The sequence below is a fragment of the Anaerocolumna jejuensis DSM 15929 genome (assembly GCF_900142215.1).
GTDB classification, from domain to species: Bacteria; Bacillota; Clostridia; order Lachnospirales; family Lachnospiraceae; genus Anaerocolumna; species Anaerocolumna jejuensis.
Window position 1 is genome coordinate 20,808 of sequence record NZ_FRAC01000038.1, and the last position, 12,045, is coordinate 32,852.

Annotated in this window: 17 protein-coding genes; 2 read left to right on the forward strand and 15 right to left on the reverse strand. The window is 37.9% G+C overall.

The window, feature by feature from the left end:
* Nucleotides 1–118: 118 nt before the first annotated feature.
* The 4 genes from BUB77_RS31080 to BUB77_RS26035 form a co-directional block, all read right to left on the reverse strand.
* Nucleotides 119–256 carry a cysteine-rich KTR domain-containing protein gene (locus BUB77_RS31080; protein ID WP_084124753.1) on the reverse strand — a complete coding sequence of 46 codons (138 nt, stop codon included), beginning with the start codon at nt 254–256 and terminating at the stop codon, nt 119–121.
* Nucleotides 257–607, reverse strand: a complete 351-nt coding sequence (locus tag BUB77_RS26025; protein ID WP_073280103.1) for a DUF1048 domain-containing protein — start codon at nt 605–607, stop codon at nt 257–259.
* A 337-nt stretch (nt 608–944) separates the two neighbouring features.
* Complete coding sequence (locus BUB77_RS26030; protein WP_073280104.1) at nt 945–1,292, reverse strand: DUF1048 domain-containing protein; 348 nt, start codon at nt 1,290–1,292, stop codon at nt 945–947.
* On the reverse strand, nt 1,292–1,615 hold the full coding sequence (locus BUB77_RS26035) for a PadR family transcriptional regulator (RefSeq protein ID WP_207650866.1): 324 nt from the start codon (nt 1,613–1,615) through the stop codon (nt 1,292–1,294). The genes BUB77_RS26030 and BUB77_RS26035 overlap by 1 nt, the downstream gene beginning before the upstream one ends.
* 293 nt (nt 1,616–1,908) lie before the next feature.
* Between BUB77_RS26035 and BUB77_RS26040 the strand changes: the two genes are divergently transcribed.
* The gene (locus BUB77_RS26040) at nt 1,909–2,487 is read left to right on the forward strand and encodes a hypothetical protein (protein ID WP_073280106.1); all 579 of its coding nucleotides are present in this window, start codon (nt 1,909–1,911) and stop codon (nt 2,485–2,487) included.
* A gap of 57 nt (nt 2,488–2,544) precedes the next feature.
* Here BUB77_RS26040 and BUB77_RS26045 read toward each other — a convergent pair whose 3' ends face one another.
* The 5 genes from BUB77_RS26045 to BUB77_RS26070 form a co-directional block, all read right to left on the reverse strand.
* Nucleotides 2,545–2,874, reverse strand: a complete 330-nt coding sequence (locus BUB77_RS26045) for a DUF7677 family protein (RefSeq protein ID WP_073280107.1) — start codon at nt 2,872–2,874, stop codon at nt 2,545–2,547.
* A 398-nt stretch (nt 2,875–3,272) separates the two neighbouring features.
* Nucleotides 3,273–3,638: a rhodanese-like domain-containing protein gene (locus BUB77_RS26055; RefSeq protein WP_073280108.1), complete on the reverse strand. Its 366-nt coding sequence runs from the start codon at nt 3,636–3,638 to the stop codon at nt 3,273–3,275.
* A 3-nt stretch (nt 3,639–3,641) separates the two neighbouring features.
* Nucleotides 3,642–4,166 (reverse strand): MarR family winged helix-turn-helix transcriptional regulator, encoded by a 525-nt coding sequence (locus BUB77_RS26060; RefSeq protein ID WP_073280109.1) that lies wholly within the window; start codon nt 4,164–4,166, stop codon nt 3,642–3,644.
* Nucleotides 4,167–4,326: 160 nt separating this feature from the next.
* Nucleotides 4,327–4,614 (reverse strand): EFR1 family ferrodoxin, encoded by a 288-nt coding sequence (locus BUB77_RS31085; RefSeq protein WP_207650867.1) that lies wholly within the window; start codon nt 4,612–4,614, stop codon nt 4,327–4,329.
* Between the two features lie 50 nt (nt 4,615–4,664).
* Nucleotides 4,665–5,243: a TetR/AcrR family transcriptional regulator gene (locus tag BUB77_RS26070; RefSeq protein WP_073280110.1), complete on the reverse strand. Its 579-nt coding sequence runs from the start codon at nt 5,241–5,243 to the stop codon at nt 4,665–4,667.
* A gap of 149 nt (nt 5,244–5,392) precedes the next feature.
* On the opposite strand from BUB77_RS26070, the gene BUB77_RS26075 reads away from it, so the two are divergent.
* Entirely contained in the window at nt 5,393–6,550 is a 1,158-nt protein-coding gene (locus BUB77_RS26075) for an alpha/beta hydrolase (protein WP_073280111.1), read from the forward strand.
* A 77-nt stretch (nt 6,551–6,627) separates the two neighbouring features.
* Here the strand turns inward: BUB77_RS26075 and BUB77_RS26080 are convergent, their stop codons facing one another.
* From BUB77_RS26080 to BUB77_RS26110, 6 genes are all read right to left on the reverse strand, one after another.
* The gene (locus tag BUB77_RS26080) at nt 6,628–6,933 is read right to left on the reverse strand and encodes a hypothetical protein (protein ID WP_073280112.1); all 306 of its coding nucleotides are present in this window, start codon (nt 6,931–6,933) and stop codon (nt 6,628–6,630) included.
* 76 nt (nt 6,934–7,009) lie between these two features.
* On the reverse strand, nt 7,010–7,372 hold the full coding sequence (locus BUB77_RS26085) for a MarR family winged helix-turn-helix transcriptional regulator (RefSeq protein WP_084124760.1): 363 nt from the start codon (nt 7,370–7,372) through the stop codon (nt 7,010–7,012).
* Nucleotides 7,373–7,662: 290 nt separating this feature from the next.
* On the reverse strand, nt 7,663–8,427 hold the full coding sequence (locus BUB77_RS26090; RefSeq protein ID WP_073280113.1) for a class I SAM-dependent methyltransferase: 765 nt from the start codon (nt 8,425–8,427) through the stop codon (nt 7,663–7,665).
* Between the two features lie 448 nt (nt 8,428–8,875).
* Nucleotides 8,876–9,133: a hypothetical protein gene (locus tag BUB77_RS30305; protein WP_456297831.1), complete on the reverse strand. Its 258-nt coding sequence runs from the start codon at nt 9,131–9,133 to the stop codon at nt 8,876–8,878.
* A complete protein-coding gene (gene rlmD / locus BUB77_RS26105) occupies nt 9,130–10,467 on the reverse strand; it encodes a 23S rRNA (uracil(1939)-C(5))-methyltransferase RlmD (RefSeq protein ID WP_073280139.1) in 1,338 nt (445 codons plus the stop codon). The genes BUB77_RS30305 and rlmD overlap by 4 nt, the downstream gene beginning before the upstream one ends.
* Before the next feature lie 95 nt (nt 10,468–10,562).
* Entirely contained in the window at nt 10,563–11,504 is a 942-nt protein-coding gene (locus BUB77_RS26110) for a 3'-5' exoribonuclease YhaM family protein (RefSeq protein WP_073280116.1), read from the reverse strand.
* Between the last annotated feature and the right edge of the window lie 541 nt (nt 11,505–12,045).

Sequence of the window (12,045 nt, forward strand, 5' to 3'; positions counted from 1 at the left end):
GCAATATACATACTGCTTTTAAAGCAATGGTTTAATATCCATTGTTAAGTATGCAGCATCCATGCAGCTTGGGGAGTTAACCTAAAGAAAGAGCCGACAACTGTGATTTCACTCACGATTACCGGCTCTTCCTCTTAACGTCTGTCCCTTTACTAACGATTATATTCCGCTTTCTTACATCGATTATCATTTCCTGTTTACACTTGGGACAAAATAGTGGGAAGAACATGATGTTTTTGCTGACCGTAATTCCCATTTACTTTGCTTTATCCGTAACCTTTTTCATAGCCTTGTTAACTTCCTGCCCAACAGATTCCTGATAAATATCAGCATAAGTTTTTGAATCCTTGATTAGATCGTCGCAGAAAGCCGCTACGTCACTGCCCGTCACTTCGAGTACACCTTTCCCAAAAGCCGCACCCTCTTCAAAAAGCTCGACAATCCCTGAGAGTAAACCCGCCCCCTCAGTCAGCTGGGCTGGGCCGACCTTAAAGAGATATTTTTGAATCTCTTTATAAACAATCTGATAATCCTGAGGAAGCGCTTTGACACGTGCCATGTGCGCCCGCCACTCTCTTTTTCCTTCGATAATGTCTTGTATTCTCATTTTAACTCCTTTCGTGAATAACAAATCTTTGATTTGATATTCCTCAATACGTAGTTGAAAAAACAGCCCTTTTTTAACCTAACAGCCATGTCTTCCCAATACGCCGCAAGATTGGGATGAGGATTTCGTAAGCACAATCTTGTGTGTGAAAATTGCTTTTTAATTTTCACGCTAAAAGCCATGCCTTCCCAATACGCCGCAAGATTGGGCCGAGGATTTCGCAGGCACTTGTGCAAAAATTGCTTTTTTAATTTTCACACTAATCCCCATGCATATCACAAGCTTGCTTGTGATACTGCTTAAATAGAAAGATTAAAAATATAACACATTTTTCAATCTATTCACCTAATTTCTTAGCGATATTATTGTTAAGTTGCTCGCGCCACTTGTCGCGAAAAGACTTTGCCCCTTCTTCGCCGACCAGCGCTGAGCAGAAGCCTTTGATATCGTCACCCAAAATCTCTTGGACACTTTGACCCTCCGCCGCCGATTCTTCGAGCAGCCCAAGCACACCGTCAAGAATTGGCATGAGGTTGCGGCCGGTGAAATCTGAGTGGGACCAAAGATTGGCATTAATTTTTTCCCAAGCCGCCTGATAATCAGCCGGCAGCTTTTTGGCACGCGCTTCAAATGCTTTCATCTCTTTCGTCATATCACTTCCCGTTATTTTTTCCCAAAAATCCATTATTTCTCCTCCTTTAACTCATTGATTTTTGATGACACGAATTTCCACTTTCCCCAGAACCTCCGCAGTTCCTCTCGCCCCGCATCATTGAGTGCGAAAAACTTTCGCGGCGGCCCCATGTCAGAAGGTTTTTTGGTGACTTCTACCAGCTTGCTTCTTTCAAGCCTGACGAGAATGGTGTACACCGTTCCATCCACAACATCAGTGAAGCCAAGGGCATTCAACTGCCGTGTGATTTCGTAGCCATAGGTTTCTTTACGGCTTATAATTTCAAGGATACAGCCCTCAAGAACGCCTTTGAGCATTTCCGTTAGATTTTCCAACACGATCACTCCTTACTATTCAGTATAACAGATATTCAGTATTACTTACTACCGCTATATAGTATCACCAAGTAGTCGATTTGTCAATAGCAGTTGTTCGGATAATGTAAAATGTCTCTCTGATGAAAAACAAAATTAACCTCCATTTTTAGATTGTTTCATTGAAAAAGTTACAAATATATACTATAATTTACCTATCCCAAACCGCTATAATTATACTGACGATGGTATGTAAAATTGAAGTAAGAGATACCTTGATGGTATCCAGGCCGTCCAATTAAGGAGAACATAAGATGAAACCACACTTTTTAAAAGTCATAATCACAGCAGTCGTTCTTGTAGCATGTTTGGCTGGAGGCAGTCTTATTGCAGAAAACAATAAATCGAAACACAAAGATAAAGAATTGAAAGAATACAAAGCAACCTTAGAACTTGTTAAAGATATCAATCAAAACAGCGACTTCGGTGGATTAGAGCTGCTTAAATTTTCAAACAAAACCCAGAAAAAGCAGCAGTCCCAAGGAACTTCTGATATTCTTCCTGATTTTGCGGAAGAAGCAAAGGATGGTGTTGAAGGGATTTATTTTAATTATCCCTACGATAGTAATGACTACCGGCTTGCAAAAATCAGTATAACAGCAATGCCATACCATGTTTATGGCATTTCTGTAGGACAAAACCTCAATGACGTAACACCGCTTTTGGAAGAAAAGGGGTTTACTGAGCATGAGAAGTCATCGGATAATGATGCTGATTTCGTTTTGTATCGGCAGCAACATGTAAGTATTTCTCTTAAGGTTAGCAAAGATAACAGGGCTATCAGCACAATCATTGTTTCAGTTTACGATAAACTGGATGATGCGGTTTATTAAAAGCAAAGGCTGTTAAACTGGGCTTTCTATGTGTTCCTATTAATTTCATCGCTTATATTATTTTGCATAACTTTCCTTACTAACAGGATAAAGCTCTGTTTCCCAGCTTTCCAATGGCGGCTGAACCGTATAACCAGCTTCAAAGTAGCTTCTAATATACTGTGCTGCTCGTTGCTCGCAATATTTGTAATTTATCACACTTCCATCTTCATCCAGTTCCAGATTATTCATAAATATTGCAAAAGCCTGCTCTGCGAAACTGCTTTCCTCTTTCATTGTGGAATCCGTATAATCAATTCCCTCTAAAATAGGGTAACCCAATGTTCCATGGGCAAACCAATAACTAAATTGACGAACAGCGCCACTAATATACATATTGACTTTCACAGCCTATAGCCTCCTTTTCTCATTATATAAATTGGGATTTGCCATTCTCACTGCTTTACCGCTCTTATAAGCAACATAAATAATGAAATTATTTTTCTTCACAGGAATCCATATTTCACCAAAACCAAGCCTTGCATTTGATGCACGAAAAAATCACTTATTATGCTGGAGCTGCGCTGAGTATTTGTTTCTATCCTCATCATAACCGCCTGCGATAACTTTTTCAACAATACTTTCAAAAACATAACGGTCAAATACGGATAATACCGCCATATGTTTCCTCGTTGCCTAGGCACACTCGGAACTTACACCAGCTAGAGCCAGCCCATGACGGGTAAAAAAAGAGCAATTAACATTTGTTAATTGCTCTTTCTAAATAAAATAAAAATTCTTCATTCTTATTCTAATGTTTCAATTGGAAGGTTCATTCCTTTCCAACCCTCAAGTGCCCCTGCAAGTTCATAAGCTTCAAAACCTGCTGATAATAAAATAAGCAATGCTGTTTTTCCAAGCGTGGTACCACCAGTCCAGTCATATACAACATAGGTTTTGTTTTTATCTAATTCATCTAAATGGTTTCCTAATTCTTTTGCAGGCATTGCAATAGCACCTTTTATTTGGTCTTTTTTTACCTGTGCCGGAGCGTTGCGAACGTCTAATATGACATATGGCGAATCTTCATTTTCAATGTTTTCTAACACAGTAAAATGATTTATATATAAGCTAAGGTATGTTTCTAATAATTCGATTTTTTTTGTTTGCATCTTTTATTTCTCCATTTCTTGGGCATATTCTTGAGTGCTGTCATTAATTTTTTTTAATAGATTTGAGAGCTGCTGAATTTCTTCACTAGATAGGCTACCCAGTAAATTGTTAACGATGCTAAAGTTTTCAGGTAAAAATTTCTCTAAAACATGATTTCCTGTTTCAGTAAGTTGGACAGATAATGAACGTTTATCTATAGTGGAAGTACTTTTTATAATCCAACCCTTCATCTCCATTGCTTTTAATAGTTTACTAACTGTTGCACGAGTAGCTCCCAATTTCTCAGAAATAACTGAAGGCAACAATGTTTGGCTTGGAGCATGATATAAAAACATCAAAATAATAAATCTTGATTCACTTAAATTGTTCTTATCAAGGACATAATCATATTGTTTTTGCATATTACGATATGTCCATTGAAAATCAATAAATAATTTGACAATATCTGAATTTAATTCCGAATAAACATCTTTCATCAACTGCAAACGCTGGTTATCAGGACGATCAGCAAAAGTAAAGTTATCCATAAATAATCTCCTTCATAATAATTAGCCGGCTAACTATTATGATAATAACATAATAAATTTTAAATGTCAATTTAAAAGATTACAACCTAGAGCTGACAGAAAAGTCTATTTCTTCAGATAGAATTGAACGTTGCAGTAACTTTATCAACACCAACTATTTTTACTTATAATAACCCGCGACCTTTTTGTGTCCTACTTGAGGATGTGTATACCGCCTACGGTTTTGAGTCTTGTCTTTGTAATTGAGTGCCATCTTTGGACAGTGCTGGATACAAGCAAGGCAGCTTTCGCAGTGATGATGAAATACCGGCTGACCAGCTTCCAAAGTAATATTCTTAGCGGGACATACATTTCTGCATATCCCATGGGATATTAATCTGCATACCCATATGAAAATATTCAATTTTGATTTTTTCAACCTTCTTTGAGTGTAATAAAAGGATACCATTGAATCTGGCAAGGCCTTGAGGCAGAAATACCATTTTTTAAGGTCCCAGGTCAAATTCTGACAGTCTTACAAGGTCCTGCTACAAGTAATTTAACCAATTGTTCTGCAATAAAATTTGTTGAGTATTTCATATCATTATTTAACCACCATCTTATGGCTGACATATACAGTGAAGTGATTAACTGCAAAAATAAATCTCTGGAAATTAAAATATGATCTGGAAAACAAATGTCAAGTTTCTCAATTAAAGCGTTTTCAAACTTTTTGCTTATTCCTGACATTTCTTTATCATTCAGAATTATTTTATAAAGCAAAGCATCATTTTCAACTGTCTTAAGAATAGAACTTATATTTTGTACAAAGCTATCATATTCAAGCTGATTATCAATGATATGCGCTTCGGGAGCTACCAGTTGCAATATATTTTGTATTGCTTCCTCCATTGTTTTCTGCAAAAGATCATATTTATCAGTGTAATGAAGATAGAAGGTTGAACGGTTAATCATTGCCATGTCTGCAATATTATTTATTGTTATTGCATCAAAACCTTTTATATCTATCAGTTTCACAAAAGCATCCCTTATTAGCTTGCGTGTCTTTATTATCCGCAAATCATTTTCAATAGACATTTTTATCCCACCTATCTATTATTTAGTGCAATAATCAACAATTATAGCAACTTTGTTGCATATGCTGCGAATTCTATTTTATCAATCATTGAATAAAAATCTGGCTCTATTATACTACTATTTGTAAAAACAAGAAAGGAGTTTTCAATATGATAAAAAAGTGGACAACAAAAGATTTTCCGGTAGGACTTTATAATTTACACTCAGATCCAAGCATCAATTTCCAAATGAATCGATTTTACAACTGGACGAATGATAGAATTATGCTGGATGAAATGCGCAGTGCCAGTAATACAATCCATTCATATAATGACCTGATTAAGTCATTTATTGAACTTGGTGAAAATTCTCTTCAAAAAAATGAAAAGTTAAAGGCTGCCTATTATTTTCGTGGCGCTGAGTTTTATTTACCCGAATCTGATCCACACAAACAAAATTTACGCAACCGATTTATATCTCTTGCGAGTGATTTTTATAGCATCTCGGAAAATCAGCACTATATGATTCCTTATCAGAATGGGTATCTCTCAGCTTACCGTATATCACCGGAAAATCCGAAAGATACAGTTGTTTTTTTCGGCGGTTTCGACAGCTATGTAGAAGAACTTTTTTTGATGACTTTGATATTTAAAGATGCCGGATATGATGTTATCTGTTTTGACGGACCTGGTCAGGGTACTGCATTGGAGGATTATAAAATACCAATGACACATGAATGGGAAAAACCTGTAAAATCAATTCTTGATTATTTCATGTTGAATGATGTCACTTTAATTGGTATGTCACTTGGCGGTTATTTATCATTAAGGGCTGCGGCATATGAAAAAAGGGTTAAAAAAGTGATTGCATATGACATTTTAACGGACTTCTTTGACGTGCTGACGTATCAAATCGACCCTGCTTTTAGAGACACCTTTAAAGATATGATAACACAAAAAAAAATGGAAGAGGTTAACACGGTACTGAAAAAGCTCACGGAAAAAAGTTTGATGCTGGAATGGGGAATTATGCAGGGAATGCATATAACCGGCAGTAAATCTCCTTATGAATTTTTTCATAGTATGATTTCTTATAATACCGCAGCCTTTTCACATTTAATAACACAGGATGTACTTCTTCTTGCAGGGCAGAACGATCATTATGTTCCGATAAAACAGTTTACAGATCAGATTTCAACACTGACAAAAGTACACTCTCTCACCGCACGTATGTTTACACCGGAGGAAACTGCCGATACCCATTGCCAGATAGGAAATTTGGGACTGGCAGCAGATGTCATGCTTAATTGGATAGAACAGACCCAATGAGATTGATATTATATGATACCAGGCTGCTTCACAACAGCCTGGTATCAAGCTATGCACTTAATTTTTCTTTTTTACTATTACAGATTAATTAAATTGTAACAGTCTTGGGAATAAACGCAGAGCATTTTCCGAGTAGATGCTCTGCCGCTGTCTATCTGAAAGTAATTCCCAAAATTAATATGAGGAGATGATAAAGAAAGCATTGATGTAGAAATACCCAGACAATCCATAGCTTCCAAATGTGACTCCGCGTCCCAGTCGGGCGTCGGAAAATCGTCAGGACGCTCTCCGCAATATTTAAGCATTACTTCTTTATATGCTTTGGGTAAATAATGTACATGAAAATCAATCTTTGACATATTTTTTTTCTTTATGATATCCATCCTTATAACTCCTTTTAAATTTACTTACTTCGATAAATTAATCATTGGCTTTAATAGCATTTTTATTCCTATCTTTTTATTTGAAAAATTCATCGAAATCTGCAATTTCAGATTTTTGTGCCATGAGCTTAATCACTTTAGAAAACTGAGTCAGCGTTTCTGTTTCCATGCCTTCTGTGATAAAATCCTCCCACTTTTGTATTAGTGAGCTAAAATTTTCTTTCTGGCCTTTCACATTATCCGTTAAAAAAAGTTTCTTTACTCTTCTATCCTTTGTTTTCACCTCCCGTATAATATATCCTTTTTTTTCAAGTGATTTGATTGACCTTGCGGTTGCTGCTTTATCAATATGCAACATGGATGACAATTCTTCTTGATTGATTCCCTCGTTATCGTACATATTCATTAAAAGAATGCCTTCTGAATAACTTATATTCATGCTGCTGAATGCAGCCCCAATATAGGCCTGCGTTTGCCTGTTGAATATGCGTTCCGGGCAGTATACAAACTTGCAGGATGGCCTGATTAGGGGATTAAATCCCTTCACACCTAAATATTTATAAAACAAGAGTCGCCTATTACTAAAAGGGCGACTCTCGGACTGTTAACATAAGCTCATTTTTTATATTATGAAGGTAACATTGTAGAAAATACATTGTACAAAATCATATTCCATCGGTTGTTATTATATTTCTTCCCTTTAATGAATATTATGCTTATTATTTGGTGTTATGGTTTTTTAGCTAAATACATTGTTATTTTATCATAAAGAGTTATCTTGTTACCAGAATCAAGAATGACTTTTCTTATACCCTCATAAAAATATGTTTTGTTTGGTTCTTTAAGTGTTATATGGTCAGAGTGTGTTCCAATTAGCGAAACATAGTCATCGGCATTATATTCTCTTGTTTTGAGGTATTCTCGGCGCTCAAGATTAACAAAGCCGTACTTGTCACGAGCATCATAATCCAAGTTGCACTTGTATTCTGTTTCTGGGTGAAAATACCTAGCATATACTTCTTGAATTTGAGAGTATAATGGTTCATCGGTATATCCCCCGCCTGGTCGTATATCTGGTCGCATCATAAACATAGCAAAAGCTCCACCACTTTTTAGTATATCATACGCTTTTGGGTAACCTATTCGTTCCGGTATCCATTGAAAAGCAGCTGCCGAATATACTAAATCAAATCGTTCACTTCTAAAAGGATATGTTTCAAAGTCAGCATTGACAATATTAAAGTTTTTATAGGAATTGAATTTATTTATCATTATTTCACTAAAGTACTCCCCCAATTCAATCGCCTTATAAGAACATCCTGTTTTTAAGATAGGTTCGGTAGCTTGACCTGTTCCAGGTCCAACCTCAAGCACTTCACTATTTGAATCGAGATTTGCATATGCGATAAGGTCAGTAAAAAGTTCATCGCAATAACGAGGCCGCCATTTGTCAAATTGTTCCGGCACTTGTTCAAAAATTGTTCTAAAATCCATAACACACCTCCACAAAATATAAATTATCTTTATTTGCTTGATTCCAAGTCAATTTTTCAGCTGTAATTATACGTAATAAATTATCTTAAACCTTCCAATCTTTTAATATATGGAGATAAATTAATGGCTCTACATCTTCACGATAATGATGAAAGTGCTGACCAGCACCGTATGCCATTCGATGGTAATATTTAATTGGGATGTTGTGCTGAAAAAGCTTACTGATATTAATTATAAAGGTCCTATTGCACTCGAAATTATGAATAAAGGATATGAACATATTAAGGAACCAAGGGTGTTTCTTGCAATTGCTTTTGAAAGAGCACAATTAATTCCATATTATCACATAAGATAACATACTGATTGTGTTATATCAACACTTATAAAATAGATTATTAAAATAAGCCCGCAGTTAAAATTCTCTGCGTGCTATCTCATATTTCGTTTATTATTCATATACCCCAAAATGTTTAAGTGCATCCTTAATTGCTTCCACCTTATGAGCTGGTGCTGGTTTGTACGGATGTTTCAATTCATCGGCTGCGTTAGGCGCTTCATACATAGGTAAACCAAGTGAATGCTTAACCTCCGCAATATAGGCTTTATGCACTTTAAAGCCGTATTTCCCCTCTACATATGCTTGTATCATTGAGTAAGTAACACGCTCTGGTAGCCTATCAACACCGTCCTCATACTCCATTTTCACACTAATAAAACGTCCGCATCTTTGTGGGACAATAACACAACCGTCTCCACATGCCCCGTATGTGGAAACTGGTCTACCGCCTGAATCTTCTTAAGCTCATACCCTCTGCTGCCAAGATACCTGATATCCCTTCCCAGTGTGGCAGGGTCACAGGATACATAAACCACCCTTTTGGGTTCCATCCGGACTATGGTATCCAACAGACTTTCCTCACAGCCCTTCCTGGGCGGGTCTACTACAATGACATCTGCATATATCTTCTCTTCCCTGTACTTCTCCGGCAGGACCTCTTCTGCTGCCCCTACAAAGAATTCTGCATTTTCGATTCCGTTCAACCTTGCATTCTCTTTTGCATCTTCAATTGCCTGAGGGATAATTTCCACTCCGTATACCTTCTTAGCCTGTGCTGCAAGAAATAAGGAAATCGTGCCAATTCCGCAGTATAGATCCCAAACGGTTTCATCACCTTTTAATCCGGCAAATTCCAGAGCTTTTTCATAGAGTACCCTCGTCTGCACGGGATTTACCTGGTAAAAGGAAAGGGGAGAGATGCGGAACTTCACTTCTCCGATATAGTCTGTGATATAAGGTTCCCTCCAGAGAGGTTTTATCTTATCTCCAAGAATGACGTTGGTCTTCTCTTTGTTAATATTTAAGGAAATGCTGGCCATCCCCGGGATATCCGTAAGACTTTTAATGAGTTTTTCTTTATGAGGCAAGTCCTTTCCATTAATGACCAGGCATATCATAATTTCACCGGTTACAAATCCAACACGGGTCAGGATATGCCTTACAAGCCCCTCATGGGTTTCCTCATCATATATGCTGATATTCTCTTCTTCCAAAAAGGAACGGATACACCTTATGATGTCCTCATTTACCTTTGCCTGGATAGAACAGTTGTCTGTGTCAATAACGGAATGGCTGCCTCCTGCATAAAACCCGATAGAAAGCTTCCCGTCTTTTTTTCTGACGGGAAACTGTGCCTTATTCCGGTAATAATAAGGAGTTTCCATTCCTATAATGGGATAAAGGGTGTATCCTTCTGTGACACCTCCCAGTCTTTCGATGCAGTCCGCTACCTTCTTCTGCTTCCTGCGAAGCTGTTCGTTGTAATCCAGATGCTGCAGGGTACAGCCGCCGCACCGGCTGGCAATCCCGCACCTCGGCTCTACCCGGTAGGGGGAAGGTTCTATTATCTCCATGAGCCTTGCATAGCCATAGCTTTTCTTGCATTTCATGGCGCGGACCCGCACCGTATCACCAACCAGCGCATTCTTTACAAATAAAGTATAGCCCTGGTATTTACCGATACCTTCGCCGTCATTTCCCATATCCTCTATGTGAATGATACATTCTTCATTTTTCTTTAAGACAGCATCTTCCTTCAATGTTTATCCCTTTCAAAGCCAAATTAATGCATGCAATGCTAAAAAACGGTACGTCTGATATTTGCTTCAAATAAACGGTTCATACCAAGCCAGGTTGCCTTTTCGTCACCGTTATTTAAAAATTCCATCATTGTCTCGAGCTTTGCATCGGTATTATCGGCAAAATTCAATGCCATAGCCTCTATGATAGAGGGTTTCTTCGGTGAACCGTATTCCAATTCCCCATGATGAGCTAAAATACAATGCTTCAGCTGTGATGCCAGTGCTGCCGGAAAACCTGGCATTGTCTTTATCCTAGCCCCTATGATTTCCGTTCCGATGTAAATATGGCCCAATAACTGGCCATCATCGGTATAATCATTTTCCGGGAATATGGATAATTCATCCATCTTTCCGATATCGTGGAACATTGCAGCCGTAATCAATAAGTCCCTGTTAATTAACGGATAATGGTCCGCATAGTAATCACACAGCCTTACCACACCCAGTGTATGCTCCAGGAGACCTCCCATAAAGCTGTGATGGACACTTTTAGCAGCGGAATGCTTCTTAAAACGTTCTGCAAAAGCAGCATCTTCTACAAAAAAGCTCTCCAGCAGTTTTCTTAAATTGGGCTCCTTTACCTTGCTGATGTATTTTAACAGTTCACTGTACATTTCACTGATACTTTTTCCTGTCGTCGGTACAAAATCTGATGGGTCATATTCCCCTTCATGACTTTTACGTACTCTTTTTATGTTAAGCTGAAGTGCCCCCTGAAAATTCACCATCTGTCCATCTATGTGAATATATTCCATGCTTTCAAAGTGATCTATCCCCTGGGACAGTTCCCACACCTTACCGTCCAGTGTTCCTGTTTTATCCTGGAGCAGTAGGGAATAGTAGCTTTTTCCAGCCTTTGTCTTAAGTGCCTGTTTTGTTTTGCAAAGATAGGTTTCCGATACCATTTCCCCATCTCTTAAATCGCCTATATATCTCATCCTGACCTCTTTCTAATTTTCACCTTGCTCTCGTTGCATACCGCTGTCCTGTCTGCGGTACTGCCATAAATAAAGGGGGGGCGAAGGTGCTTTTCCTTTCCACTTACTCCCATTGCATACCGCTTACTTGTCTGGGGTACTGCCATAAAAAATGGAGTATCAAAGTGATTTCTTTCACCCTTCAATTTGAGCAAAGCCGCAATTCATTCTATAAGCCCGTATTCTTACTATTTTACGTCTTAATGTAATTGTATGACTCATTATAACCCAAGCGTGAAGCCATTTCAACCGCTTTCCATGTATCTGTTCTTCCATCGCTCCAATTGGGTTGCTATTGGCTATATCCTTCCCACAATCAGACGACTTCGAGGTCTGAGCTCGTAAGGACGCAATGTCATTAAGTTTACTTAATGACATTGCGTAAGAACGTGGGCCCGTCAGGCGTATAACCCCCAAAATAACCGGACAGTATACTCTGCCCGGTTATTCAGACTATAGACAAGCTATATATTAATATTTTTCTTTATTCAAATAATGTATA